Here is a 26,600-nt window from a genome sequence, read left to right as displayed (position 1 = left end):
GAAACTGTCTGTATGCGCAGATAAAAAATAAAACTGACAGCGTGAAAGGAAAAACTATGCTGATAGTTAAGAAATTCGGCGGTACTTCCGTTGGGGACAAACAGAGAATGTATAATGTTGCCAACCGTTGTATCGAGGAATATAAAAAAGGAAATGACGTGGTGGTGGTTTTGTCCGCCATGGGAAAATATACAGATGAGCTGATCCGTATGGCTCATGATATGGACGACAAGCCTCCGAAGCGTGAGATGGATATGCTCCTTACCATCGGTGAGCAGATGTCCGTATCTCTGATGGCCATGGTAATGCACAAGCTGGGCGTTCCGGCGGTTTCCCTGAATGCTTTTCAGGTGACCATGCATACCACAAGCAGCCATCAGAATGCAAGATTGAAAAGAATTGACACAGAGCGTATCCGCCGTGAGCTGGATGCCCGCAGGATTGTCATCGTTACCGGATTCCAGGGAGTGGATAAGTATGATGATTATACCACCCTGGGACGAGGCGGTTCTGATACCACTGCCGTGGCACTGGCAGCAGCGCTTCATGCAGACGCCTGCGAGATTTATACAGATGTGGACGGCGTTTATACAGCCGACCCACGTAAGGTTCCAAATGCCAGAAAGCTGAAAGAGATCACATACGATGAGATGCTGGATCTGGCAACATCAGGAGCGGGTGTACTTCACAACCGTTCTGTGGAAATGGCGAAGAAATACGGAGTGCCCCTTGTGGTCCGCTCCAGCCTGAATAACAGTGAAGGAACGGTAGTTAAGGAGGTAGTTAGCGTGGAAAGAATGCTGATCAGCGGTGTTGCGCTGGATACAGACGCTGTGAGGATCGCAGTACTGGGACTTCGTGATGTGCCTGGTGTTGCATTTAAGGTATTTGATACCCTTGCAAAGAAAAATATTAATGTAGATGTTATCCTGCAGTCTATCGGACGTGCAGGAACAAAGGACATTTCTTTTACCGTAAATAAGGATGATCTGGATGATGCAGTTGCCACTCTGGAGGAGAGCCAGGAGCGCCTTGGCTTCAAGGAGCTTCACTCTGAGCGCAATATCGCCAAGCTTTCCATTGTTGGCTCCGGTATGCTCAGCAATCCTGGCGTGGCTGCCAAGATGTTTGAGAGCCTTTACAATGAAGGCGTAAACATTAATATGATCTCCACATCTGAAATCCGTATTACCGTCCTTATCAACGAAAAAGACGGAATCCGGGCTATGAATGCAGTACACGATGCTTTCGGCCTTGCCGACTGATCAAATATACATTCTAAGGAGGAATTTCTGTATGAAAAGAAAAGTATTGGGAGTGCTTTTTACAGCAATGTGCCTGTGTGCGGTTCCGTCCGCGGCTTATGCAGAGGCACAGGAAGCCGAAACTACAGAGGCAGCAGGAGAGGCTGCTGATGAGCCTGAGGCTGGTGCAGAAACGGTTACAGAGCTGTCCGACAGCCTGTACGATTTTCAGGTGAAGATCGGGGATAAGGTTTACCAGTTCCCTATGTATTACCAGGATTTTGCAGCAGACTGGACACTTGGCAAGAACGAGGACCCGGAGATGGGCGTTGGAACCAATTCCTATGGTTCCATCAGTTTTTACAAAGGGGACGACCGCGTTTCCGTAGATGTGATCAATCTTGGAATCAACCAGCTGCCATTAAACCAGTGTCTGGTAGCAGGAATTGATATTGATGCAAGCTATGATTTTGATGTGGCGGCTACTCCTGTAGAACTGCCTGGCGGAATCGTAATGGGAAAATCCAATTTTGATGATATCAAAGCTGCTTATGGTGATCCAAGCGATACTTACGAGGGAGACCTGTATACCAAGTATTCCTACTCGAAAGATTATTACGAGGAAGTTCATTTCTATGTATATAAGGATGACAATACTCTGAAGCAGGTAGATATGCGTAACTTCGTAGAGCCAGAAGGATATGACAAGGGAAGTGTAAGCGAGGAAGTTCCAGAAATCGTATCTTCCTATACCGCTCCTACTGAGCTGGGAGATGATCTGCTGGCTCCACAGTTGGAATTCTGCGGAGATCTTTATTCCCTTCCGGCTCCGGTGTCTGCATTCCTTGAGAATGGCTGGGAGCTTCAGGATGTGGAAGATGGCGCTTATGTGGCTGGCCGGGATCTGGAATTTGTAGACATGATGAAGAATAACCAGAGTGTGCATTTCAGTGTTTACAATTTTACCCAGGATGCAACTGCCATCGAGAACTGTTTTGTACGGGAGCTTGAGGTAGGCAATTACGACAGTGATGCTCTTACCCTTACTCTTTCCGGTGGATTTACCCTGGGTGCGAAGAAGGCGGACCTGATCGCAGCTGCAGAGGAAAAAGGCTATGCGTGTGATGAGGACGGAGATTACCTGAATATTTATAAGACTGCAGATACCAAGATTGACAACCGGGCACAGTTCTGGTTTAACAAGGATGAGGATCCGGATACAGTGGCAAGTGTTGCGTACAGAAATGAAATTCTTCCAGAATAAGGGAGAACCCGATCTGGAGGTTTTGCAAAATTAGTAACAGGAGGGAAATATGAGCGACTATGTGATCAGCTGCTGTTCCACAGCAGACCTTACGAAAGAACATTTTGAGAAAAGAAATATTTCCTATATCTGCTTTCATTATGAACTAAATGGAAAAGAATATGCAGATGATCTGGGACAGTCTATGCCATTTGACCAATTTTATAAGGCCATGCAGGATGGTGCATCCACCAAGACTTCCCAGGTAAATGCAGATGAATTCGAAGAATATTTCGAAGGATTTCTGAAAGAGGGAAAAGATGTGCTCCATGTCTGCCTGTCTTCAGGAATTTCTGGCGTTATCAATTCAGCTAACGTTGCAAAAGCGGATCTGGAGGAAAAATATCCGGGGCGTAAGATCCTGGTGGTGGATTCTCTGGGAGCATCCTCCGGATATGGGCTTTTTATGGATAAACTTGCAGACCTTCGGGATGAGGGCAGACCCATTGAGGAGGTTCATGCCTGGGCGGAGGAACACAAGCTGAACCTGCATCACTGGTTTTTTTCCACAGATCTTACGTTTTATATCAGAGGAGGCCGTATTTCCAAGGCCAGCGGCTTTTTCGGCACGATGCTGAATATCTGCCCGCTGCTGAATATGGATGATCAGGGAAAACTGATCCCAAGATTTAAGATCCGTACCAAGAAAAAGGTGATCCGGGCTGTTGTAGACAAAATGGAAGAGTACGCTGAGGGCGGACTTGACTATAGTGGGAAATGTTATATTTCCCAGTCCGCATGTATAGAGGATGCCAGGGAAGTGGCAAGGCTGGTGGAAGAGCGTTTCCCGAAATTAAATGGGAAGGTTGAGATCAATAACATCGGAACTACCATCGGAAGCCATACAGGTCCTGGTACGGTAGCGCTGTTTTTCTGGGGAAACAAGAGAACGGCGTAATTAAAAAATTACAGATGTCAGATGGAAGAATGCTATATTGGGAACAACTGGCATGGCTTAATGGAGCAAAAAGTGAAAACAGCGAAATGGTGCTGCAATATATCTGGCCGGGATGCATCAGAATCCCGGCCTGCTGTTTCACTGCAAAGGAGAATGATGATTATGAAAAAAAGAAGTACGAAGGAAATCAAACTGCAGGCAAAAAAGGCATTGCAGGGACATGTTGGAACTGTGATCCTTGGGCTTCTGGCAGTGTATGGTCTGAATACTTTAGGAACAATCCTTTCTACCAATTTATTTTCTGGCACATCCGCGCTGGATCTGGTTCTCAGTGAAGTATTTATGCTGGTGGTGTCACTGATCGTGGGGATCATTTCCGCTGGTCTGGGGTATATGCTTTTGAATATTTCCAGGGGAAAGGAGTTTTCTCTGGGAGATCTGGGCTACTTTTTCAAAAACCAGCCAGACAGGGTGATCGTTGCAGGCTTTGTGCTGGCGCTGATCCAGCTGGTCACAGCAATCCCTTACTATTATGTGAGCTTTACCACAGATCCGGGACTGACTGTGGATTCCCAGATCCAGTGGCTTTCCATGACTCTGGGACTGCTGGCTGTAAGCACTTTGCTGAATTTTCTTATTTCCCTTCCATTTGCCATGACCTACTTTCTCATGGCGGATGACACAGAGCTTGGAGGAATCCAGGCACTGAAAGAGAGCGCAAGGCTGATGAAGGGAAATATCTGGAGATATGTGAAGCTGAATCTCAGCTTTATCCCGCTTTTGTTATTATCTGTGTTCACGTTCTATATTGCACTTTTCTGGATCATGCCTTATATGGAAATGTCCATGGTGGCATTTTATCGGGATCTGGATGGGGAACTGGACTACAGACTGCCAGGAGATGGAACTGCTGACGGCGGCTTTCATAACTGGACCAATGATTCTGGAAACGGATATGATACAGAAAATAATGACGGTTACAGAAATTAGAAATACAAGCAACAAGAGGAGATTGAAAAAATGGATATTTTACAGGTAATCACCCAGGAACTTGGGGTGCAGAAATGGCAGGTAGAAGCTGCTGTTAAATTGATCGATGAGGGAAACACCATCCCTTTTATTTCACGATATAGAAAAGAAGCTACTGGAACCTTAAATGATGAGCAGCTTCGTAACCTGAACGAGAGACTGACTTATCTTCGAAATCTGGAAGACAAGAAGAATCAGGTTCTTTCCAGCATTGAGGACCAGGGAAAACTGACAGAAGAGCTGAAAGCACAGATCCTGGCAGCACAGACACTGGTAGTGGTAGAGGATCTTTATCGTCCGTACCGTCCGAAGAGACGTACCAGGGCAACAATTGCCAAGGAAAAAGGTCTGGAGCCGCTGGCAAATATTATTATGCTTCAGATGACAGGCAAGTCCATCGAGGAAGAAGCAGAAGCCTTTGTTTCCGAGGAAAAAGAGGTTGCTTCTGTGGCAGATGCCATTGCTGGTGCAAAGGACATTATTGCAGAGCATATTTCCGATGAGGCAGATTATCGAATCCACATCCGTGATCTTACTGCCCAAAAAGGAACTATCAATTCTACGGCAAAAGATCCGGAGGCACAGTCTGTATACGAGATGTATTATGAGTTTGAAGAGCCGGTGAAGAAGCTGGCTGGACATCGTGTGCTGGCGCTGAACCGTGGTGAGAAAGAGAAATTCCTCACTATCAAGGTAGCTGCACCAGAAGAAGATATTCTTCGTTACCTTGAGAAGCAGGTGATCACCCGAGACAATCCATTTACTACACCGATTCTGAAAGAAGTGACAGAGGACAGTTACAAGCGTCTGATCGCTCCTGCAATCGAGCGCGAGATCAGAAGTGACTTGACTGAGAAGGCAGAGGACGGAGCCATCAAAGTATTTGGCAAAAATCTGGAGCAGCTTCTCATGCAGCCTCCAATCGCCGGACAGACTGTCCTTGGATGGGATCCGGCCTTCCGTACAGGCTGTAAGCTGGCCGTTGTAGATCCTACTGGAAAAGTTCTGGATACCACAGTTGTTTATCCAACTGCTCCTACTAACGAGAAGAAGATTCGCGCTGCGAAGGATACAGTAGAAGCTATGATCAAGAAGTATGGCATTTCCCTGATTTCTGTTGGAAATGGTACTGCTTCCAGAGAGTCTGAGCAGGTTATTGTTGATATGCTGAAGGAGATTCCGGAAGCGAAGGTTCAGTATGTGATTACAAATGAGGCAGGTGCTTCTGTTTACTCTGCAAGCAAGCTTGCTACAGACGAATTCCCAAATTTTGATGTAGGACAGAGAAGTGCTACCTCCATTGCAAGACGTGTGCAGGATCCTCTGGCTGAGCTGGTTAAGATCGATCCGAAATCCATTGGTGTAGGGCAGTATCAGCATGATATGAACCAGAAGAAGCTTGGCGAGGCTCTGACAGGTGTGGTTGAGGATTCTGTAAATAAAGTAGGTGTGGATTTAAATACTGCTTCTGCTTCCCTTCTTGAGTATATTTCCGGTGTTTCCAAGGCTATTGCAAAGAACATTGTAATTTACCGTGAGGAGAATGGCCGTTTCACAAGCCGAAAAGATCTTCTGAAGGTTGCGAAGCTTGGACCGAAAGCATTCGAGCAGTGCGCTGGTTTCATGCGTATTACAGGCGGCTCCAATCCTCTTGACGCGACAAGCGTTCACCCGGAGAGCTATGAGGCGGCTTCCAGGCTTCTTGAGAAACTGGGATATTCCGCTGAGGATATTGCAGGAGGCAAGCTTGCCGGACTTTCCAGACAGATCAGGGATTACAAGAAGACTGCTGATGAACTGGAAATTGGAGAGATCACTCTTCGGGATATTGTAAAAGAGCTGGAGAAACCGGCACGAGATCCGCGTGATGAGATGCCGAAGCCGATTCTCCGCACAGATGTACTGGATATCAAGGATCTGAAAGAGGGTATGATCCTGAAAGGAACTGTCCGCAACGTAATCGATTTCGGAGCTTTTGTTGATATCGGAGTTCATCAGGACGGACTTGTTCATATTTCCCAGATGAGTGAAAAATTTATCAAACATCCGTTGGAAGCTGTAAGCGTCGGAGATGTTGTGGAGGTTCGTGTTCTCGGTGTGGATGAGAAGAAGAACCGGATCAGCCTTTCTATGAAAGGGTTAAATAAATAAAGAGAAGAGGGAAAGCATTATTTCTCTTCTCTTGACATTGCCTTGCAGAAAGCCTTTTTCAAACACGCTTTATAGCGTGTTTGGCAGAGGAATTAGAGAGTTGGATTAAAATGTTAGAAAATATGCTTGTTGTGTATCTGGTTTTAGTTAATATCGCAGCCTTCGGGATGTACGGCATGGACAAGCAGAAAGCCATCAGAAAACAGTGGCGCATCCCAGAGGCTCAGCTTCTTGCGGTGGCTGCCATTGGCGGTTCCGCTGGGGCTCTTCTTGGAATGCAGTTTTTTCATCATAAAACCAGAAAGTGGAAATTTCGCCTGGGTGTGCCGTTAATTCTGGCAGCGCAGTTGATACTGTGGAGAGTCTTGCAGTAGACGGTGGATAATTTGCTTCCAAAATGAATTTCCTGTGGAAAACAGGACAGATTGCTCTGTTTTAAATGGGTATTAGTTCCTGCCGCTTTTGCGATTTTGAGCGGGGTGGACGAAATTGTTTTTGGATAATAAGGGACAGAGTTGTTTGTGAGAAAGGACTGAAAAAAGGAGATGGGAATTTGGAAGGACAGGTTATAGAGAATGCAGTTCAGGAGACTGTCCAGGAAACAGTGGATAAAGTAAACTCCAACTGGGATCAGATCAAGGCTTACTTTAACGGTCATATGCCGGATTTGATCAGCTTCGGAATGAAAGTGGTTCTTTCTATTGTAGCGTTTTATGTGGGAACAAAGCTGATCAAGTGGCTGCTGAAGGTTGCGAAGCGTTCCATGGAAAAGGCCGGCATAGACATGGGGGTTGCCCAGTTCATCTGTTCTTTTGGAAAATTTTTGCTGTATCTGATTCTGATTTTTAATATAGCTACTAATTTCGGTGTGAAGGAATCTTCCGTAGCAGCTCTTCTGGGAACTGCCGGCGTTACCATTGGTCTTGCTTTGCAGGGCGGTCTGGAGAATCTGTCTGGCGGTGTTATGCTGCTTTTGTTTAAGCCCTTTCAGGTAGGAGATTATATTATACAGGATCAGGCTGGTGGAACGGAGGGAACCGTATATAAGGTTGAGATGTTCTATACGACCCTGATCACCATTGACAATAAGCACGTAATCATTCCAAATGGAAAATTATCCAACAGCACCATTATCAATGTAACTGCGCAGAATTTGCGTAACCTGGAAATCAAAGTGGGAATTTCCTATGATTCCGATATTAAGAAAGCAAAAAAGCTTTTGCAGCACATTTTACAGGAAGATCCCGGAACCAAATCGGACAAAGACATGCTGGTCTTTGTAGACGAACTTGCTGACAGTGCCGTAGTCATGGGTCTTCGCGTCTGGGTGCCTACCGATAAATACTGGAAGATCAAATGGCGCCTCAATGAGAAAATCAAAGAATCTTTTGATGCCAACGGAATTTCCATTCCGTATCCGCAGATGGATGTACATGTGGTGGAGACAAATAAAGACAAATGATAATAGATATATAATAGAAAATATGAAATAGATGTACAAATAGATTTCCTATTGAAATTATCTTATTTCTATTGTATAATCCACCATGAAAAGAAAATTTCTTCGGGGCAGGGTGATCGAAATCCTTGGAAATCGAAATTCCCTACCGGCGGTATAGTCCGCGACCCGCTTTGGCGGCTGATTTGGTGAAATTCCAAAACCGACAGTAAAGTCTGGATGAGAGAAGAACGCGCAGAATATTTAGATCGGTTGATATTTTTTTGTACGTGCTCATTGCCCCGGAAGAGATTCCGGGGCTTTTTATGTGGTGATTTTAATGTTACTGGTTACTGGTAACATTTTAATCCCATACTTGCAGAAATTTTCTTTAAATATTATAATTTAAGGAGCAATGAGTATGAGCGAACAAGTAATCAAAAATGGAAACGTAATGGAACGAAGCCGTACCAGAACCATTGCCCAGGTAGCGATGTTAGGTGCTGTGGCAGGTGTGTTGATGAATTTTGAGGTACCGCTGCCATTTCTGGCACCGTCCTTTTATCAGTTGGATTTCTCTGAGATTCCAGCACTGATCGGTTCTTTTGCAATGGGACCTGTAGCAGGTATACTGATTGAACTGGTGAAAATTCTGGTACATCTGGTAACCAAGGGAACTATGACAGCAGGCGTTGGTGATGTGGCAAACTTCCTCTTTGGCTGTTCTTATGTAGTTCCAGCCGGACTGATTTATCGTTATCAGCATAAGAAGACAAGAACACACGCAGTGGCAGGTATGGCAGCAGGTGTAATTCTTACCACAGTGCTTGCATGCTTTGTAAACGCATTTGTACTTCTTCCGGCATACGGAAAAGCATTTGGAATGCCGGTACAGGCATTTATTGAAATGGGTGCAGCAGTACACAGCGGTGTAACCAACCTTCTTACTTTTGCAATTATGATCCTTGTACCATTCAATTTATTCAAATACACATTAACCTCAGTGATCGTGTTCTTTATTTATAAAAGAATCCGTGTGATTCTTCGCGGTGACTGATTCTCTGTTCCTTGATGAGATCTAGAGCCTGTTTGAAAAATCATTCCCGCAATCTGCACGCCCCACTTTGCGGTATATTTTGCCCGAATTCGGTTGCCGTAGCCCGCTACGGCGCCCTTATCCGGACAAAATCTCCCACAAATTGTGACGCACATCTTGCAGAAAGCTTTTTTCAAACACGCTGTAGCGAGACCTCTGACCAGAACAGCAAGAACTGACGAAAAGAGGTTCCTATGGGAAAAATCAACAGCATTACCAAACAGACAGATAATCGTTATGTAAACCTTTATAATGTAAAAGCCACCAGTGTGCACAATACCCCGGTAAACTATTTTGTGTCTTCCCGTGCAAAAGATGTAGACAGCCTGAAAATGGTGACACATAAGAACAATCCGGACGGTGTGATCATTTATAGCATTTATGGCGAAAAACATGACAAAGTGGTGTTGATTCGCCAGTATCGTTATACATTAGGCGATTATATTTATGAATTTCCAGCTGGTCTGGTAGAGCCAGATGAGAATTACCATGAAGGCGCAATTCGTGAAATGTACGAGGAAACCGGACTGAAGCTTGATCCCATTCCGGTAGCAGAAGCTTACCAGAAGCCCTATTTCACTACTGTAGGAATGACAGACGAGTCTTGTGCGACTGTATATGGATATGCCAGCGGCGAAATCAGTTCCAAGGCACAGGAAGATACGGAAGAAATTGAAGTGATTCTGGCGGACCGCGAGGAAGTGAAGCGGATTCTGAAGGAAGAGAATGTAGCAATCATGACGGCATATATGCTGATGCATTTTCTGGAAGATAAGGAACCATTTGGATTTTTGAATAAGATCAGGTAAAACAAAATCCCCGAAATTTTCGGGGATTTTGTTATTCATAGTATTCAATATCCTGACCGGAAGTATCGGATGAGCTGTCTCTATTATCGGAACCGGTACCAGAGCCATCCTCTGTATAATCAAGGTCTCCGCTGTCTTCTGTTCCGTAGTCCTCTGAAGGATCCTCTGTATAATCAGGAATATCGGTATTATCGGTAGTGTCGCTTCCTGAACTGTCTTCGGAATCTTCTGTAGGATAAGTAATCTGACCACTGTCAGAGGAATCCGTATCTGAATTATCATAGCTGCCGTCTACCTGGCTGCTGTCATAAGAAGTATCGTTCTGGCTGCTATCGTAAGAACTGTCATAGTTGCTGTCCTGGCTGTAAATCGGAAATTCAGCCTGTTCAGCCTGTTCAGCTGCAGTTTCCGGTGCTTCTGTCAAAGTGGTCTTGGCTGTGGGAACACGGCTCTCCTTGGGAACCACTACGGAAATTCCAAACATAGCCATACTAAGCAGAACCGCTGTGGATGCGATATGGAATTCATCTTTGTATCTCATAAATATTACACCTCATAAGTATCTTTATTAACGGTTATTCAACAGATATCCCAATTATAACACATCCAGGAATGATTTTGTAAAAAATAAAAACAGTATGGTTAAGAATAGTTACAAAGTCTGGATAAAATAGTCAGTTTATGTTATATTATATAGGAAAAAAACAGTAACTTATTTATCTGCTTTTATAAGTTTTTTTGTGGAGGGAACGGATAAGAACAGATAGTATAAGAATATAATTTCTATTATAAGGAAGGTGAGCAATTGGAAAATTATACTAAGTACAAGCTGAAAAGCAGTGATGAGCTTGCATCAGTGCTGAACGGCAAGGACAACCTGTTTGTGATTGCCTGTAATAAGTGCTTTAAGGAATTTGAGACGGTTGAGGAACCGGATTGCGATGAATTCCTGAAGTTTGCAAAGGAGCAGGGAAAGACTGTCACAGGTAGTGCGAAAGTTGATTTCTTATGCAACAAAATGCATACAGAAAGAAAATTGCAGGATCTGCTTCCGGAAGGAACAGAGAATGTGGTAGTAATTTCCTGTGGTCTTGGTATTCAGACTGTTGCAGATCTGGCAGGTAAGCCGGTTGTTGCTGCAAGCAATACCCTTAACTACAGAGGTCATCATGGCATGGCACTTACCAAGAAGAGCTGTGATGCATGTGCACAGTGTTATCTGAATATTACCGGTGGTGTCTGTCCTATCGTCGACTGTTCCAAGAGTCTTGTGAATGGTCAGTGCGGTGGAGCAAAGAATGGAAAGTGCGAAGTAGATCCCAATAAGGACTGCGCATGGGAGAAAATTTACCAGAGACTGGCGAAACAGGGACGTCTGGAAGAATTCCTTAATCAGCCCGTACAGGTTCGTGATTTCTCCAAGGTTAATTTCAAGGTGATCAATGATTATGTGAAATCAATCAGAGAAAACAGACTGGATGGTTATTATGGTGGTGTTCATCCGTCAGAGCGCAAGGAATTCAGTGAGCACATTGCTCTTAAGAAGTTCCCGGATCCGAAGACGGTTGTAATTTCCATGTCTCAGCATCTGGGTGCTCCGGCGAATCCCATCGTTCAGGTTGGTGACATTGTAAAAGTCGGTCAGAAAATCGGCGAAGCTGCCGGATTTATCAGCGCTCCTGTACATTCCAGCGTAAGCGGAACGGTAGTTGCTGTTGAACCTCGTATGCACGGCACAAGAGGCAGTGAAGTGATGGCTGTTGTTATTGAATCGGATGGAAAAAATACTCTACACGAATCCGTACAGCCACATGGAGACCTTGACAAGCTTACTCCGGATGAAATCATTGAGATCATTCGTGAAGCAGGAATCGTTGGTATGGGTGGTGCAGGTTTCCCGACCTGTGTCAAGCTGAAACCAGCGAAACCAGTTGATACCATCCTTCTCAATGGCTGCGAATGTGAACCGCTTTTGACAGCAGATCACAGAGTACTTCTTGAGTATGCAAATGATATTATTTTTGGTCTGCGAGCAGTTCTTAAGACAACCGGTGCCCAGAAGGGTATCATTGTTATTGAGGATAATAAGCCGGATGCCATTGAATTAATGCAGGAAAAAGTTGCCAATATCGGAGATATGGAAGTATTTGTTGCCAGAACCAAATACCCACAGGGCGCTGAGAAAACTCTGATCAAGCGTGTTATGGGCAGAATTGTTCCAAGCGGCGGTCTTCCGGCAGATGTTGGTGTTGTAGTAGATAATATCAGTACAGTAAAGGCAATTTCAGACGCAATCCAGACAGGAATGCCTCTGATTGAGCGTGTTGCCACTGTTACAGGCGAGAAGATCAAGAATCCTGGAAACTTTATCATCAAAATTGGTACAAGTGTAAGAGAGCTGATCGACTACTGCGGTGGATTTACAGATGAGGATGTTCTGGTTAAGATGGGTGGACCTATGATGGGATTCCCTCTGAATACACTGGATGTACCTATGATGAAAGGCTCCAACGGTATCATTGCAATTGATACAGATGAGACCAAAGAGCAGCCATGTATCAAATGCGGACGCTGTGTAGATGTCTGTCCGATGGAGCTGTCTCCGCTGTACTTTGTAAAATATGCCAAAGACGAGAACTGGCAGGGCATGAAGGACATGAATGTTATGGATTGTGTTGAGTGCAGATGCTGTCAGTATATCTGTTCTTCCAAGATTCCGATCATCGACAGTATTAAAGCCGGAAAAAATGCAGTAAGGGGGATGAAGTGATATGTTGATTACCCAGTTAAAAGCAAAAGAAGCAATCACATCACTGACAGCCGGAAAAAAAGTTTTCATTATTAACTGTCATGGATGTAAAGAGGTTCATTTTCCGGAAAAAGAAGCTGTTGAACTTCAGAAGGAGCTTTCCGCTGAAGGAAATGTGACAGGAATTATGACTACTGATTATATTTGTAATCCGGAGAACATGGAGCTGCGTATTCAGAAACATATGAGCAAAATTCAGGAAGCAGATCTGGTTCTTGTATTTTCCTGTGGTGTTGGCGTGCAGACAATTTCTGAATATCTGGAAGATAAGATGGTCTGTGCTGCCTGTGATACATATCCGGTACCTGGTTTCCAGGGAGTGACACCATTAGAATATAAATGCGATCAGTGCGGTGAGTGTTATCTGAATCTGACAGGTGGAATCTGCCCGATCACAGCATGTTCCAAGAGCCTTGTGAATGGTCAGTGCGGCGGTTCCAAGAATGGAAAATGCGAAGTGGACAGCGAAATGGAGTGTGGATGGGAGCGTATTTACAGACGCCTGAAAGAGATTGGACGCCTTGATGTGCTGAAATGCCCGACACAGATCCACAATTTTGCTACAGATGATGAAGTGAAATAAAAGGTTAATCCTAAATTTTTAATGATTGGAGCAAATATAATATGAAAATGAAAGAATTATTCGATCGTGGTGAATTTGCAGTTTCAGCAGAAGTAGGACCGCCGAAAGGAATCCATGTAAATGAGCTGGTAGAAGAAGCCAAAACATACCTTACAGGTGTTCATGCAGTTAACGTAACAGATAACCAGTCTTCTGTTATGCGTCTTGGATCTCTTGCAATGTGTAAGGTTCTTAAAGATGCAGGCATGAATCCCATTTTCCAGCTTGCATGCCGTGACAGAAACCGTATCGCTCTGGAGTCTGATCTTCTCAGCGCAGCTATGTTTGGTATTGACAATATTCTCTGTCTTACCGGTGATCATACTAAAATGGGCGATCATCCTCAGGCAAAACCGGTCTTCGACCTTGATTCCGTATCCCTTCTTCACACAGTGAAGCTTCTGGAGTCCGGTGTGGATCTTGGCGGAAACCAGCTTGTTGGAGAGCCTCCGAAATTCTCCAAGGGTGCTGTTGTGTCTCCATGCAGTGATTCCGTTGATGCACAGCTTGCGAAGATGGAGAGAAAGGTTGCTGCTGGTGCTGATTATTTCCAGACACAGGCTGTATTTGAGCCGGAGAAATTTATCAAATTTATGGAAAAAGCAAAACAGTTCGGAAAACCTGTACAGGTTGGAATTATTATTCCGAAGTCCGCTGGAATGGCGAAATTCATGAATAACAATGTTGCCGGCATTCATGTTCCGGATGAGATGATTGAGGAACTGAAGGCTGACAAAGAAAAGACAAAAGCTGGAATTACCGGTGTTGAGATCGCTGCACGTATTATCAAAGAGTGCAAGCCATACTGCCAGGGTGTTCATATCATGGCACTTGGCTGGGAGTCCAAGATTCCGGAACTACTGAAATTAGCTGAAATCTAAAAAGTCAAGCGGATATTCGCAACCCCAGCAGGGGACTTACTTTATTCGGTAAAATTACACGGGCCGTCCGAACCATGAATGCAGGAATCTGCGTTTGTGGAAGATGGCTCGTTTTTTTACTTGCTATGAAAGTCCTGGACGGCAACCAAGAATGAGCCATGCTTGCATGAGCGAATTCTTGGGTATCGGACGGGCTAGACCGTATGAGTAAGTAGGGCGATAGCCCGGATTACGAATGCGGTCGGCAACTGTGGGAGTGCCATAGGCGCGGAACAGCTGACTTTCATATAAAAATAGTATTGTTTTAAACAGAAATGAACGATATAATTTTATTATTGGGAAGTGATGGGGCAGGAGGAAAATTATATGGAAACAAACTATGCAAAAAGTGCATACAGAACCTTTTTATTCTGGGGAGTATGCTCTTCTCTTGGGGTTACCGTATCCACCCTTGTGGATGCTACTCTGGTAGGAAATTTTATAGGCAGTACCGGACTGGCTGTGGCGAATATTGCTACACCGGTATTTCTGCTTTATTTACTTATGGGGATCACCTTAGGAGGCGGTGCAGGCGTCTTAATTGGGAAAAAACTCGGTGAAGCAGATCTAAAAGGTGCAAATCGGGTTTTCGGCTCCGTATTAAGTGCAGGCCTGATAACAGGTGTGCTTTTCGCAGCAGTATCTCTCATATTTCGCAGCACATTATGCAGTCTGCTTGGTGCCACACCGGAGCTTTTGCCACAGGCCCTGCAGTATCTGACGGTAGTGTTTGCTTTTGCCCCAATTTATGTGGTATATAATATTCTTTCCATAGCAGTGCGGACAGACGGAGCACCAAAGCTGGCTGCCATTTCTTCTGCTGGCGTTATTGTCACCAATTTAAGCCTGGATCTGTTATTTATGAAAGTACTGAACTGGGGACTTGTTGGGGCTTCGGCGTCTTTATGTATTGCGGAAACAGTAGGAACTCTGATTCTGCTTACTCATTTTTGGAACAAGCAGGCGCTTTTAAGCTTTCATTTTCACATTCCTACAGGAAATGAGATCAAAGAATATGTGGAAAATGGATTTGGCGTAGGCTCTGCATTTATTTTTCAGGCGGTGGTTATGCTGGTGTTTAATACTATGCTGTTAAAGGGAAACTCAGAAAATGGCACTTTTTCTGTGGCTGTATTTGGTGTTATTTATACCATGAGTACCATTCCGGGGGCTATGTTTGACGGTGCCGGAGCTGCTGCTTCTACGGTTATCTCCATTTTAGGCGGAGAGAAGGACTGGAAAGGAATGCTGGCGGTGTATCACGATGGACTGCGGATTGTTGCAGCAGCAGGAATGATTATGGCATTGTTTTTTGCAGCCGGGGCAAAAAACATACTGATATTCTTCGGTCTGAATGATGGTCCGGCACTGGAAACAGCAGCGACCGCATTTCGTATTTATGCATTAAGCGTGGCTCTGGCAGGAGTGAATGTGGTAACCACGTCCTTCTGGCAAACAATAGGAAAGACAAGATATGCTTCCGGGTTATCTGTTTTACGTAACTTCATTCTCATGCTGGTGGCCGGATTTTTACTGATTGAGAAAAAGGGAATCGTAGGGCTTGCGCTTGTGTATGTAATAAGTGAGGGAGTTTGCCTGCTGCTGGTTTTTGCAATACAGATATTTGGAAAAATAAAAGATTACATAAAAGAAAAATACAGTTTTACCAACCGGGTTTTTGAGGAATATTATCCCATCGAGGAAGGCAGTATGGAAAAAATGTCCCAGAATCTGGAAGGGTTGTGCGATGAATGGGAACTTGATTTTAAACAGTCCTTCTTTATCCATCTGATCGTGGAGGAGCTGCTTCTGAATATTATGAAATTTGGTATCGGTGAAACAGATAAGAAATATTATGTATCCGTAAAAGTAATGGATAACAACGGTGAATGCATCCTGCGGATCCGGGACAATGTCAATTCCTACAATCCTTTCGACCTTCGCGGTGACGAGGTTGACCGTGCTGTAATGGAAATGATCAAGAAAAAGGCGAAGTATTATGAGTATCAGAGAAAGCTGGTGTTCAATTATCTTTATGTGACGATATAACTTGTTTTACATATGGCAACATGCTAAACTGAGTTTAAATAAATTACCAGATGGAGGTGACCACTCATGAGCCAGACTGTGTTTCTGGGAGAATAAGGATTCTGTTACCTTGATCACACGTTCCCGGTATTTGGAAAGACATTTGTACTTGATAAAAAGGTAAAGAAAGTCCGCCTGTATGCAACCGCATATGGTGTTTATGAAGTGGCAGAGCTGCTTGGTGCTGCACCGCAGGCGAAACCGCTTTATGACGCTGTTGTGAATGCACTGAATGCGAAATGTAAAAATAACAAATAACAGCTATTTATCCCACTTTTCTTTCCGATATTCCCCAGGTGTCACCTGGTAGTGCTTTTTGAAAGCTCTGCAAAAATAATCTACATTGTGAAAACCGGTTTCGGCTGAAATGGTGCTGACTTTTTTCTCTGTATGGGAGAGCAGAAGAGCAGCCTGTTTCAGCCGATAGTTTATGAGATAATTGACCGGCGTGATGTGAAGATAGCTCCGAAAAAGATTTAAGGCAGAGCTTTTGCTGATCATAGACTGTGCAGCAATCTCATCCAGGGAAAGATTTCTTCTGTAATTTTCGTGAATAAACTGCATCATCAGCTGGAGTCTTGCGCGGTTTACAGAGAACTGTCCAGTGATTTCCGGCATAGTGGAAAGATCTGTATGCTTGTATATTTCCAGCCAGAGCTGCTGCATAAGGGCAAAGGTCAGAAGATGGCAGGAAGAACCGGAAGTCTGCGCAGAAATAATCTGCTTCATAAGATCAAGAACTTTGGTCTGCCAGGAAATCTCCCTGCGAAAAATCCAAAAAGGAATATTCGAAGAAATGATAGGCTTCACATAATTCTGGTAAATATAGCTGTCTGTAGCTGCAAGGAAAGAGGGCATGCAGAGAAAGTTTGGGATGACAGCATCCACAGGAGAGGAAAAACGGTGAAGGAATTTGGAATTAATAAAAATGCCGCTGTCAGATGGCAGCTCCAGCTGTTTTTCCCCAATCCATGCAGTTACGGTTCCGGATTGAATATACACAAATTCCAGCTCCGTATGCCAGTGCCAGTCTATGCAGTTAAAATCAAATTGGGCTAAATGCTCATAATAGTAGCGAAAGGGATAGTCCTGGCTTCCGTGGGGAATGGTCTCCATTAAATTTTCGTCGGTAATAATTTTGGTATATACGTTGGTTTCTTTCATATCTTGTTTATCCTCAAATCGAGACCTGGAGCCTGTTTGAAAATCATTCCCGCAATCTGCTCGTCCCACTTTGCGGTATATTTTGCAGAAAACCTTTTTCGAACCGCTCTGGGAAGTGCCCCGAAAAAATAGAAAATTAATGTTTTTACGATATTATACAATAAAAATCAGAAATAATCCAATGAAAAACACATTTAAATATAATATAATCCAATAAGACAAAAATCTTCTTTAAAGAAGAAAAAAAGGAGAACCAATCATGCCAAATTACCAGAAAACCAAACGAGCCTGTTATATGGGCTTTATCACCCAGGCTATAGCAGCAAATTTTGCACCTTTGCTGTTTCTGAAATTTCACACAGATTATCATATTTCCCTTGGAAATATTGCACTGATCTCCACCTGCTTTTTCTTTACCCAGCTGCTGGTTGACTTGTTTTGTGCCCGATTTGTGGACAAAATCGGATATCGCGTGTGCATTGTAACCTCTGAGATCAGTTCCGCTTTAGGACTGGTGGGGCTGGCATTTCTTCCGGAGCTTTTGCCAGATCCTTTTATGGGAATTATCATCAGTGTTATTGTTTATGCTGTTGGAAGCGGACTGATTGAAGTGCTGTGCAGTCCTATTATGGAAGCATGTCCTTTCAAAAATAAAGAAGCGACCATGAGTCTTCTTCATTCCTTCTACTGCTGGGGCTCTGTGGGAACCATTGCAGTTTCCACCCTGTTTTTCGCAGTTTTTGGAATGGACAGCTGGAAGTGGCTGGCAGTTTTGTGGGCAATCGTTCCGGCCGTTAATGTTTACAACTTTGCCACCTGTCCCATCGAACATCTGGTGGATGAAGGGGAAGGCATGAAGATCAGGGAACTGTTTCGTAAGCCTGTGTTCTGGATTGCCGTGTGTCTGATGGTGTGTTCAGGGGCATCAGAGCTGTCCATGTCCCAGTGGGCATCTGCCTATGCAGAGGCGGCACTTGGACTGTCAAAGACCATCGGAGACCTGGCCGGTCCCTGCATGTTTGCCATTACGATGGGAATCAGCCGTATGATCTTTGGAAAATACGGAGATAAAATGGACTTGATGAAATTTATGGCAGGCTCCGGAATTTTATGCGTATTCTGCTATCTTCTTGCATCTCTGTCCTCCAATCCGGCAGCAGGACTGATCGGCTGTATTGTCTGTGGATTTTCTGTTGGAATCATGTGGCCTGGTACCATCAGTATTTCCTCTAAGAAATTTCCAGCCGGCGGAACCGCCATGTTTGCCCTTCTTGCCATGGCAGGAGACCTTGGAGGCAGCATAGGCCCTGGAATCGTGGGGCGTGTCACACAGAATGCAGGAGATAATATCCGCGTGGGTATGGGCGTAGGACTGATTTTCCCAGTGGTGCTGCTGGTGATGATTTTTCTGCTGAAAAAGGTGAAAGTAGAGGAAAAATAACTGGTATTTGAAAATCTACAGAGGGTTTAGAACGTGTTTGAAAAAGGCTTTCTGCAAAAAATTTCCATAAAGCAGGGAGTACAGATGGTGGGAATGATTTTCAAACACGCTCTGAAATATAATAGGAAGGCTGAGGTATTATTTAAAACGGGTTGGCGTAAATTAAAGATAAGTATATTCTGAGTATGCATATGCTGCAAAATGGAGGAAATATGCCAGATCAGAAGCTGGATAATCTTTTGAACCTTGCGCTGGATGCCACAGAAGAGGAAAGAGAGAAATCCCGAAATCTGAATGTGGGGTATGAGAAGCAGACACGAAAGTGGGAAATTATTGTGAAGTATAGTGAAATGGGTGATTCTGTTGAGGCGTTGCTTGGTGGATCCGGAATTTCCGTGGTTCCTCTCCTTGGCGGGTATGCCATTGTGACGCTTCCTGAAAGTATGCTGGAAGAATATTCCCGACGTCCCCAGATAGAATTTATAGAAAAGCCCACCCGTCTGTATTTTGAAGATCTTTTTTCAAAAGAGGCAAGCTGTATTACCCAGGTACAGCGCGATGAACCGGGGAATCTGCAGCTGACAGGGCGCGGCGTGTTGATCGGAATTGTGGATTCCGGGGTGGATTACAGGCATCCTGCATTTCTTACAGCAGATGGAAAGTCCAGGATTCTGCGTTTGTGGGATCAGAGCATTCCCGGTAATCCCCCGGAGGGCTATGCAACAGGAACTGAATATACCAATGAGGAAATCAATGAGGCGTTGTCCCTCTCTGTGCAGGAGGGGCGGCGCCTTGTTCCGTCTGAAGATGGAAGCGGTCATGGAACCGCTGTGCTTGGAGTGGCAGCTGGCAGCGATTTTTCCCGTGGGGCAGTGAACCGGGGTGTGGCATATGAAAGTGACCTTCTGGTTGTGAAAATGGGTATTCCAAGACAGGACTCTTTTCCAAGAACTACAGAGCTGATGCAAGGTGTAGATTATCTGGTTCGGCAGGCTATACGGCTTGGAAGACCAATCGCGCTCAATTTAAGCTTTGGAAATAATTATGGCTCACACAGAGGCGATTCTCTGCTGGAAACTTATCTGGACAATGTGTCCGGTATGGGGAAAAATGTGATTTGTGTAGGAATGGGCAACAATGGAAATGATGCTCTGCATACCGGAGGAAAGCTTTCGCCAGGTGAAATCCAGGAAATTGAACTTGGTGTTGGTGCCTTTGAGCCTACCTTAAATGTGCAGCTTTGGAAAAATTACGAAGATGAGATGGAAATCTATCTGGAACATCCAGCCGGGGAGCGTGTTGGCCCCCTTTTTGAAACACTGGGCGCCCAGCGTTGGCAGGCGGGAAATACGGAACTTCTGATTTATTATGGAAAACCGGCACCGTATCATGTGACGCAGGAGATTTATGTGGATTTTCTGCCGCAGGATGAGAAAACCCCCTATGTAGACAGCGGTGTGTGGAAAACAATCTTAGCAGCAAGAAATATAAAAAACGGGGAATATTTCCTGTGGCTTCCAGGTGGCAAAACGCTAAACCCAGGCACAGCCTTCTATCTTCCACGTCCTCAGGGAACCCTCACAATCCCTGCCACTGCCAGACGCGTGATCAGCGTCGGCGCCTACGACGCCCGTCAAAACACCTATGCTGATTTCTCTGGCCGCGGCTGTCGTGCCCTCCCCTATCCAAAACCCGACCTTGTCGCTCCCGGTGTTGATATCTATGCTCCCCGCTCTGGTGGAGGCTATGCATCCTTCACTGGCACTTCCTTTTCCACGCCTTTCGTTACCGGTGCAGCCGCCCTCCTTATGGAATGGGGAATCACCCGCCGAAAAGATCCCTACCTCTATGGCGAAAAACTAAAAGCCTATCTCCGTCGTGGTGCAAAAGCCTTGCAAAGATCGGAAAAGTTGCCAAATGACTTAATCGGGTGGGGACGGCTCTGTTTGGAAAGTAGCCTGCCAGAATAGGATAATTAATGTACAAGATGTAGCAATTTAAAGTGTCCCAATCTGAACATTTTAAAAAGCAGGTCGGATTATTGACTTTTACACCAAGTGTTTCCGAATGGATTAATAAAACGAATGCCATAAAAACTACCGTTTATGTAAAAAAAAGAACCGTTTATGTAAAAAAAGAACCGTTTATGTAAAATACAACAGAATCTGCTGAAATCTGATAGAATACTCCTGAAAATAACAAAGGGAGGAAATGATTATGACAGGATTTTTAGTAAATTTACTGAGCCCGGTTTTCAGCAGTCTCGGTGTAAGTCAGGCTGACCTTACATCCTATATTGAGAAGCTGATCGGCTATGTTATCGCAATCCTTGCTTTACTTGTTGTGATGATCGTAGTAATGGTTGTGGCTCATAAAGCCAAAAAGGGATTCCGTCATGTGATCCGCTGGCAGGCTGCCATTGCATTTATTGCAATTGTTGCAGTGCTTGTAAATGTAATCTGCTACGGACCGATGTACAACAACGTATCAAGTGTTTTAAACGCAAAGAAAGTAGTACTTGCACAAGAGACTACAGACCAGAGCCGTGCAACCATTCAGAAGGTTGCTGAAGAAGGAATGGTGTTACTGAAAAACGATGGTATTTTACCTCTTTCCTCAGATACAAAGAAACTGAATGTATTCGGCTGGGATTCTACAAACCCGCTGTTTGGCGGAACAGGATCAGGATCTTCTGATTCTTCCACAGCAATCGGTATTCTGCAGTCCTTAAAGGATGCCGGATATGAGACAAACGAGTCTCTTACCAAGATGTATACTGACTACAGAGCTGACCGTCCTACAATTGCTATGGCACAGCAGGACTGGACACTTCCTGAGCCGACAAAGGATTATTACACAGACAGTCTGATGGACGAAGCAAAAGAGTATTCTGACACAGCTGTAGTTGTAATTGGACGTTCCGGTGGAGAGGGTGCAGACCTTCCAACCGATATGAAGTCTGTAATTGATGGAAGCTATGCAAAGATGGCAGAGGAAGTATCGGTTTCCCCGGATAATTACGGATATGTAAAAGGAAGCTACACAAACAATGGAGACTATGATGACTTCGATGAGGGAGAAAGCTATCTCGAGCTTTCCAACACAGAGGAAGATATGCTGGATACAGTATGCTCCCAGTTTGATAATGTTATTGTAGTTGTAAATGCAAATAATGCAATGGAACTGGACTGGGTTGACAAATATGAGCAGATCGGTGCTGTTATCTTTGCTCCTGGAGCAGGTGCAACAGGCTTCGAAGCACTGGGCGAGATCATCAATGGTTCTGTAAACCCATCTGGAAAAACAGTAGATACCTTTGTAAAGGATCTGACAGAGACTCCATACTACAACAATATGGGTCTGAATGCTTATACAAACGTAGAAGATCTGAAAGAGCAGATCGCAGCAAATGATCCGGCTTACGAAGGAAGCATGGGATTTGTAAACTATGCAGAAGGAATCTATGTAGGATATAAATTCTATGAAACAGCAGCTGAAGAGGGTCTTATCAAGTATGAGGATATGGTACAGTATCCATTTGGATATGGACTCAGCTACACAACCTTTGACAAACAGATTGAGAATTTCAAGGATAACGGAGATACCGTCACCTTTGATGTAACAGTAGAGAACACAGGCTCTGTTGCAGGAAAAGATGTTGTGGAAATTTATTACACAGCACCTTACACAAACGGTGGAATTGAGAAAGCAGCAGCAAACCTGATCGCTTTTGAGAAAACAGATTCTATTGAGCCGGGAGAATCCCAGACAAAATCATTTACTATCAACAAAGAAGATATGGCTTCCTATGATTCCGAAGGAATTAAGATTTCCGGAGGAGGTTATATCTTAGAGGCTGGCGAATATACAATTTCTCTTCGTTCAGACTCTCATACAGTTCTTGGTGAAGAGAAGTTCACCGTTGATGAAGATATTGATTACAGCAAAGATGGTCGCTCTTCTGACAAAACTGTTGCAACAAACCAGTTTGAGGATTATGCGAGAGGCGACTTTGAGCAGCTTTCCCGTGAGGACGGTTTTGCAAATTATGACAAAGCATGCGGTGTGCCGGAAGAGGATGCTTATGTAATGAGCGACGAGACAAGAGCAGCCGTAGAAGAGAATGTATTTGGCATTTATGATGGAACCAAATATAACAATGATTCTGATGAAATGCCGGAAATGGGAGCAGACAACGGACTTCAGCTTGCTGACCTTACCGGAAAAGATTATGACGATGCAGACTGGGATAAGCTGTTAGACCAGCTTAGCTTTGAAGATATGACTACTCTGATCAATGTTGGTGGATGGCAGACTGCAGAAATCAAATCAGTAGGTAAAATTGCCACATCTGACTGTGATGGACCTGCAGGATTAAACAACTTCATCACAAAGGCATATGGAACTGCTTATCCATCTGAAGTTCTTATGGCTCAGACCTGGAACAAAGAACTTGCAAATGAAATCGGCGTTTCTATGGGACAGGAATATGTAGATGCTGACAACTACGGATGGTACGGACCCGCTATGAACATCCACCGTACAGCGTTTGCAGGGCGTAACTTCGAGTATTATTCAGAAGACAGTCTGTTGTCCGGATACATGGCAGCAAATGAAATGAATGGAGCAGCCACTAAGGGTGTTTATCCATACATGAAGCATTTTGCATTAAATGATCAGGAAACAAACAGATGCTCCTTCCTTCTCACATTTGCTTCTGAGCAGACCATCCGTGAAGGATATCTGAAAGCATTTGAGCTTGCAACAAAGGGCTTTGAGGGAAAAGCAATGGCAGTTATGTCCTCCTTCAACTGGATCGGTACAGTGCCAAGCTGTGCAAACAACGAGCTTTTGAACAACGTGCTCCGTGGAGAATGGGGATTCGTTGGAATGGTAGAAACCGATTATGACGGTTCCTATGGTTACATGATCACCGATCATTGTATCAGAAACGGAAATGATCTGATGCTTGGATTTAACAGTGCAGAGTCCAACAAACTGACAGATGAGAGCGCAACAGCAGTTCTTGCAATGCGTCAGGCTTGCAAAAATATCCTTTATACAGTAGCAAACAGCGGATATTATGCAGATGGAAATCCGGCAAGCGGAATGACCAATATGACAAAACTGTTTGTAATGATTGATGTGATTCTTGCAGTTGTTCTTATTGTAGTTGATACAATTGTAATTGTACGTTGGAGAAAAAAGAAAAAACAGGCTGTAAACGAATAATTAAACAGTAATCTGGAGACATAAGTCCCCCTTTTAAATCTGGAAAAAGCAGAGCAAGGAATCTGTAAAAGTTTCAGAGAAAAAAGGGGGATTTTTTTATGTGATTTTTGTCTTGCAGAGTGAGGGAAAATTATTTATTATGAAAGGAGTTGTAATAACAGGAAAAAAGGAGGACTGGTATGATCAGCATTGCGATTGTAGAAGATGAAGAACTGTATGCAAAGCAGCTTCAGCAGTTTCTGCATCAATATGAAAAAGAGAACAAAGAGATGTTTGACATTACAGTCTATTCAGATGGCGATCAGATTGTAAATAAATATAAATCCCAGTATGATATTATCCTGATGGATGTGGAAATGAAATTTATGGACGGAATGTCTGCCGCTGAAGAAATCCGTAAAATTGACACGGAGGTTGTGATCATTTTCATTACGAATATGGCACAATATGCGATCAGGGGATATGCAGTGGATGCGTTGGATTATGTACTGAAGCCGGTGTCCTATTTCGCATTTTCCCAGAGGCTTAACCGTGCTATCAGCCGGATGAAAAAGCGGAAAACGAAGATCATCATGGTGAATATGAAAGGCGGCATGGTCAGGATTAATGTTGCAAATATTTATTATATTGAAAGTCAGGGACATACTCTGATACTCCATACCATACTGGGAAACTATGAAACAACAGGGAAAATGAAGGAGATGGAGGAAAAGCTTTCGGAGATGAATTTCTGCCGTGGAAATAAGGGATATCTGATCAACCTCCAGCATGTGGACCGGATCCAGGATGGATGTGCTTTGGTGAAGGGAGAAAATCTGACATTGAGCCGTGCACGAAGAAAGGTCTTCATGGAAGCCCTGACCAGATATTGGGGAGAGGTGATAAAATGACAGAATATTATCTGCCGGATATTCCGAGAATTTATACGGCACTTGCAGAGTGGATGGCTTGTCTGATTTTTATTTTGCCTTTCAAAAAAAGATTTTCACCGGCTGTAACAGGCTGTCTTGTGGCAGGTGCATTTGGAATACAGAGCGTATTTCTGATTTCTACCGGTGGGGTAAGACTGATTTTTTGGATCCCCTGTATGATATTTGCGGTTTTTCTGATGGTTGCTTTTGTTTTTTGCTGCTGTGAGATCAGGCTGACAGATGCGGCATATTTTGGAATGATTGCTTTTGTAGCAGCTGAATTTATGGCTTCTGCCGGGTGGCAGATCCTGTGTTATACAGGGAAAGAAGCATGGATGTCCTGGTGGCAGCAGGGAATGGCAATTCTTCTGATCTATGGTGTGATTGCAGTGATATTGTACAAAATTCTTCATATTCATATGCCAAAGGATGGACAGATGGAAATCACCAGAAGGGAATATTTTTCCGGACTCCTGATCAGTATTGCCGTATTTGCTGTCAGCAATATGAGTTATGTGAATGTGAACACGCCATTTACAGGCAGATATTCTTTTGAAATGGGGAATATTCGTACTATGGTAGATGTTGCAGGAATTGCAATTTTATATGCACATTTGATACAGTGCTGTGAGCTCCGGGTGAGAAAAGAACTGGAGGCGGTGCAGAATGTGCTTCAGAATCAGTATGCGCAATACAAACAGTCAAAAGAAAGCATTGAGCTGATCAATTATAAGTATCATGACCTGAAGCATCAGATTGCTGTGCTAAGAAGTGAAGCTGATCCTGGAAAAAGGGAAGCATTTCTGGATAAAATGGAAGCAGATATAAAGAAATATGAAAGTCAGAACAAAACAGGAAATAAAGTGCTGGATACCGTGCTGACTACCAAGAGCCTTTATTGCGCAAAGCATAACATAACCTTTACCTGCGTTGCAGATGGAACCCTGCTGGATTTTATGGATGTTATGGATATCTGCAGTATTTTTGGAAATGCATTGGATAATGCCATTGAATGTGAATTGAAGATTCCGGATAAAGAAAAAAGATTAATACACGTCAGTGTCTCAAAACAGAAAAACTTTCTGCTTCTCCGGTTTGAAAATTATTATGATACCGAACTGAATTACCAGGGCGGAGCGTTTATCACAACGAAGCGGGACAAAGAATTCCACGGTTATGGACTGAAAAGCATTCGCTATACGGTAAATAAATATGATGGCGCTGTTTCCATTGATACAAAGGAGAATTGGTTTGACCTGAAGATACTGATACCGGCCAGCGAAAATGCACAAAAACAGATCGATAAAATCGTATAATATATACAAAAAATGTATTGCAATTTTCTAAAAAAAGTAGTAAAACTTTAGTTAGATAAAGAGAAATGCATTGAACAGGACAAATTACAAAAGATAACCGGAACACAGAGAGCCGCAGACTGGTGAGAG

Annotated in this window: 23 protein-coding genes, 1 riboswitch and 1 other annotated feature (1 of these 25 running past the window's edge); of the genes, 19 read left to right on the top strand and 4 right to left on the bottom strand. The window is 43.9% G+C overall.

Translation table 11 applies throughout. From position 1 onward, the window contains the following. Positions 1-56: 56 nt before the first annotated feature. The 8 genes from AB5Z12_RS02805 (at position 57) to AB5Z12_RS02770 (ending at position 9,120) form a co-directional block, all read left to right on the top strand. Positions 57-1,265, top strand: a complete 1,209-nt coding sequence (locus AB5Z12_RS02805) for an aspartate kinase (RefSeq protein ID WP_118580501.1) — start codon at positions 57-59, stop codon at positions 1,263-1,265. A gap of 31 nt (positions 1,266-1,296) precedes the next feature. After that, positions 1,297-2,508 carry a hypothetical protein gene (locus AB5Z12_RS02800; protein WP_148461033.1) on the top strand — a complete coding sequence of 404 codons (1,212 nt, stop codon included), beginning with the start codon at positions 1,297-1,299 and terminating at the stop codon, positions 2,506-2,508. Positions 2,509-2,557: 49 nt separating this feature from the next. Continuing rightward, on the top strand, positions 2,558-3,445 hold the full coding sequence (locus tag AB5Z12_RS02795) for a DegV family protein (RefSeq protein ID WP_148461034.1): 888 nt from the start codon (positions 2,558-2,560) through the stop codon (positions 3,443-3,445). A 162-nt stretch (positions 3,446-3,607) separates the two neighbouring features. Beyond that, complete coding sequence (locus AB5Z12_RS02790; protein ID WP_173716544.1) at positions 3,608-4,435, top strand: DUF975 family protein; 828 nt, start codon at positions 3,608-3,610, stop codon at positions 4,433-4,435. A gap of 30 nt (positions 4,436-4,465) precedes the next feature. Then, the gene (locus tag AB5Z12_RS02785) at positions 4,466-6,625 is read left to right on the top strand and encodes a Tex family protein (protein ID WP_173771544.1); all 2,160 of its coding nucleotides are present in this window, start codon (positions 4,466-4,468) and stop codon (positions 6,623-6,625) included. Positions 6,626-6,705: 80 nt separating this feature from the next. Further along, positions 6,706-6,999 carry a DUF1294 domain-containing protein gene (locus AB5Z12_RS02780; RefSeq protein ID WP_368368543.1) on the top strand — a complete coding sequence of 98 codons (294 nt, stop codon included), beginning with the start codon at positions 6,706-6,708 and terminating at the stop codon, positions 6,997-6,999. Positions 7,000-7,178: 179 nt separating this feature from the next. Continuing rightward, complete coding sequence (locus tag AB5Z12_RS02775) at positions 7,179-8,087, top strand: mechanosensitive ion channel family protein (protein WP_226840995.1); 909 nt, start codon at positions 7,179-7,181, stop codon at positions 8,085-8,087. Positions 8,088-8,181: 94 nt separating this feature from the next. After that, a riboswitch (FMN riboswitch) is annotated at positions 8,182-8,319 on the top strand. A 165-nt stretch (positions 8,320-8,484) separates the two neighbouring features. Next, positions 8,485-9,120, top strand: coding sequence for an ECF transporter S component (locus AB5Z12_RS02770; protein WP_118580386.1), 636 nt, complete (start codon positions 8,485-8,487; stop codon positions 9,118-9,120). Here AB5Z12_RS02770 and AB5Z12_RS02765 read toward each other — a convergent pair. After that, the gene (locus tag AB5Z12_RS02765; protein ID WP_319017188.1) at positions 9,084-9,263 is read right to left on the bottom strand and encodes a DUF6783 domain-containing protein; all 180 of its coding nucleotides are present in this window, start codon (positions 9,261-9,263) and stop codon (positions 9,084-9,086) included. The two genes, AB5Z12_RS02770 and AB5Z12_RS02765, sit on opposite strands and share 37 nt — an antisense overlap. Between AB5Z12_RS02765 and AB5Z12_RS02760 the strand changes: the two genes are divergently transcribed. Both AB5Z12_RS02760 and AB5Z12_RS02755 read left to right on the top strand, forming a co-directional pair. Then, the gene (locus AB5Z12_RS02760) at positions 9,195-9,338 is read left to right on the top strand and encodes a DUF6783 domain-containing protein (RefSeq protein WP_319017810.1); all 144 of its coding nucleotides are present in this window, start codon (positions 9,195-9,197) and stop codon (positions 9,336-9,338) included. The genes AB5Z12_RS02765 and AB5Z12_RS02760 overlap by 69 nt on opposite strands. Before the next feature lie 15 nt (positions 9,339-9,353). Then, entirely contained in the window at positions 9,354-9,968 is a 615-nt protein-coding gene (locus tag AB5Z12_RS02755; RefSeq protein WP_118580392.1) for an NUDIX hydrolase, read from the top strand. A gap of 31 nt (positions 9,969-9,999) precedes the next feature. On the opposite strand, the gene AB5Z12_RS02750 is transcribed toward AB5Z12_RS02755, so the two are convergent. Further along, a complete protein-coding gene (locus tag AB5Z12_RS02750) occupies positions 10,000-10,509 on the bottom strand; it encodes a hypothetical protein (RefSeq protein WP_148461039.1) in 510 nt (169 codons plus the stop codon). 264 nt (positions 10,510-10,773) lie between these two features. Here AB5Z12_RS02750 and rsxC point away from each other — a divergent pair, with 264 nt between their 5' ends. From rsxC to AB5Z12_RS02730, 4 genes are all read left to right on the top strand, one after another. Then, positions 10,774-12,738, top strand: coding sequence for an electron transport complex subunit RsxC (gene rsxC / locus AB5Z12_RS02745; RefSeq protein ID WP_368356739.1), 1,965 nt, complete (start codon positions 10,774-10,776; stop codon positions 12,736-12,738). 1 nt (position 12,739) lies between these two features. Beyond that, entirely contained in the window at positions 12,740-13,360 is a 621-nt protein-coding gene (locus AB5Z12_RS02740; RefSeq protein ID WP_173716540.1) for a methylenetetrahydrofolate reductase C-terminal domain-containing protein, read from the top strand. Positions 13,361-13,401: 41 nt separating this feature from the next. After that, positions 13,402-14,280 (top strand): methylenetetrahydrofolate reductase, encoded by an 879-nt coding sequence (locus AB5Z12_RS02735; protein WP_173716538.1) that lies wholly within the window; start codon positions 13,402-13,404, stop codon positions 14,278-14,280. Between the two features lie 366 nt (positions 14,281-14,646). Further along, on the top strand, positions 14,647-16,368 hold the full coding sequence (locus AB5Z12_RS02730) for an MATE family efflux transporter (RefSeq protein ID WP_173716537.1): 1,722 nt from the start codon (positions 14,647-14,649) through the stop codon (positions 16,366-16,368). Positions 16,369-16,668: 300 nt separating this feature from the next. Here AB5Z12_RS02730 and AB5Z12_RS02725 read toward each other — a convergent pair whose 3' ends face one another. Both AB5Z12_RS02725 and AB5Z12_RS02720 read right to left on the bottom strand, forming a co-directional pair. Beyond that, on the bottom strand, positions 16,669-17,571 hold the full coding sequence (locus AB5Z12_RS02725) for a helix-turn-helix domain-containing protein (RefSeq protein WP_173716535.1): 903 nt from the start codon (positions 17,569-17,571) through the stop codon (positions 16,669-16,671). Next, positions 17,568-17,732 (bottom strand): DUF6783 domain-containing protein, encoded by a 165-nt coding sequence (locus tag AB5Z12_RS02720; protein WP_368072602.1) that lies wholly within the window; start codon positions 17,730-17,732, stop codon positions 17,568-17,570. Before AB5Z12_RS02720 ends, AB5Z12_RS02725 begins: the two co-directional genes overlap by 4 nt. A 98-nt stretch (positions 17,733-17,830) precedes the next feature. Between AB5Z12_RS02720 and AB5Z12_RS02715 the strand changes: the two genes are divergently transcribed. From AB5Z12_RS02715 to AB5Z12_RS02695, 5 genes are all read left to right on the top strand, one after another. Then, the gene (locus tag AB5Z12_RS02715) at positions 17,831-19,012 is read left to right on the top strand and encodes a sugar MFS transporter (RefSeq protein ID WP_118580427.1); all 1,182 of its coding nucleotides are present in this window, start codon (positions 17,831-17,833) and stop codon (positions 19,010-19,012) included. Positions 19,013-19,224: 212 nt separating this feature from the next. Beyond that, positions 19,225-20,982 (top strand): S8 family peptidase, encoded by a 1,758-nt coding sequence (locus tag AB5Z12_RS02710; protein WP_347087770.1) that lies wholly within the window; start codon positions 19,225-19,227, stop codon positions 20,980-20,982. A 247-nt stretch (positions 20,983-21,229) separates the two neighbouring features. After that, complete coding sequence (locus tag AB5Z12_RS02705) at positions 21,230-24,244, top strand: glycoside hydrolase family 3 C-terminal domain-containing protein (protein ID WP_368356740.1); 3,015 nt, start codon at positions 21,230-21,232, stop codon at positions 24,242-24,244. Positions 24,245-24,423: 179 nt separating this feature from the next. Then, complete coding sequence (locus tag AB5Z12_RS02700) at positions 24,424-25,134, top strand: LytTR family DNA-binding domain-containing protein (RefSeq protein WP_173716530.1); 711 nt, start codon at positions 24,424-24,426, stop codon at positions 25,132-25,134. Beyond that, a complete protein-coding gene (locus tag AB5Z12_RS02695) occupies positions 25,131-26,471 on the top strand; it encodes an ATP-binding protein (protein WP_294423269.1) in 1,341 nt (446 codons plus the stop codon). Before AB5Z12_RS02700 ends, AB5Z12_RS02695 begins: the two co-directional genes overlap by 4 nt. A gap of 61 nt (positions 26,472-26,532) precedes the next feature. Further along, positions 26,533-26,600, top strand: a binding site (T-box leader) (it continues 186 nt past the right edge of the window).

Source organism: Ruminococcus sp. RTP21358st1_G6_RTP21358_211008 (assembly GCF_040908885.1).
GTDB classification, from domain to species: Bacteria; Bacillota; Clostridia; order Lachnospirales; family Lachnospiraceae; genus Blautia_A; species Blautia_A faecis.
This window is presented reverse-complemented; position numbering and strand designations above follow the sequence as displayed.

Excerpts from the sequence above, each read along its gene's own strand:
- AB5Z12_RS02740 (WP_173716540.1), top strand. The coding sequence starts at position 12,740 with ATGTTGATTACCCAGTTAAAAGCAAAAGAAGCAATCACATCACTGACA.
- AB5Z12_RS02730 (WP_173716537.1), top strand. The coding sequence starts at position 14,647 with ATGGAAACAAACTATGCAAAAAGTGCATACAGAACCTTTTTATTCTGG.
- AB5Z12_RS02735 (WP_173716538.1), top strand. The coding sequence starts at position 13,402 with ATGAAAATGAAAGAATTATTCGATCGTGGTGAATTTGCAGTTTCAGCA.
- AB5Z12_RS02755 (WP_118580392.1), top strand. The coding sequence starts at position 9,354 with ATGGGAAAAATCAACAGCATTACCAAACAGACAGATAATCGTTATGTA.
- AB5Z12_RS02770 (WP_118580386.1), top strand. The coding sequence starts at position 8,485 with ATGAGCGAACAAGTAATCAAAAATGGAAACGTAATGGAACGAAGCCGT.
- AB5Z12_RS02750 (WP_148461039.1), bottom strand. The coding sequence starts at position 10,509 with ATGAGATACAAAGATGAATTCCATATCGCATCCACAGCGGTTCTGCTT.
- AB5Z12_RS02800 (WP_148461033.1), top strand. The coding sequence starts at position 1,297 with ATGAAAAGAAAAGTATTGGGAGTGCTTTTTACAGCAATGTGCCTGTGT.
- AB5Z12_RS02705 (WP_368356740.1), top strand. The coding sequence starts at position 21,230 with ATGACAGGATTTTTAGTAAATTTACTGAGCCCGGTTTTCAGCAGTCTC.
- AB5Z12_RS02790 (WP_173716544.1), top strand. The coding sequence starts at position 3,608 with ATGAAAAAAAGAAGTACGAAGGAAATCAAACTGCAGGCAAAAAAGGCA.
- AB5Z12_RS02695 (WP_294423269.1), top strand. The coding sequence starts at position 25,131 with ATGACAGAATATTATCTGCCGGATATTCCGAGAATTTATACGGCACTT.
- AB5Z12_RS02710 (WP_347087770.1), top strand. The coding sequence starts at position 19,225 with ATGCCAGATCAGAAGCTGGATAATCTTTTGAACCTTGCGCTGGATGCC.
- AB5Z12_RS02715 (WP_118580427.1), top strand. The coding sequence starts at position 17,831 with ATGCCAAATTACCAGAAAACCAAACGAGCCTGTTATATGGGCTTTATC.
- AB5Z12_RS02795 (WP_148461034.1), top strand. The coding sequence starts at position 2,558 with ATGAGCGACTATGTGATCAGCTGCTGTTCCACAGCAGACCTTACGAAA.
- AB5Z12_RS02725 (WP_173716535.1), bottom strand. The coding sequence starts at position 17,571 with ATGAAAGAAACCAACGTATATACCAAAATTATTACCGACGAAAATTTA.
- AB5Z12_RS02785 (WP_173771544.1), top strand. The coding sequence starts at position 4,466 with ATGGATATTTTACAGGTAATCACCCAGGAACTTGGGGTGCAGAAATGG.
- AB5Z12_RS02805 (WP_118580501.1), top strand. The coding sequence starts at position 57 with ATGCTGATAGTTAAGAAATTCGGCGGTACTTCCGTTGGGGACAAACAG.
- AB5Z12_RS02700 (WP_173716530.1), top strand. The coding sequence starts at position 24,424 with ATGATCAGCATTGCGATTGTAGAAGATGAAGAACTGTATGCAAAGCAG.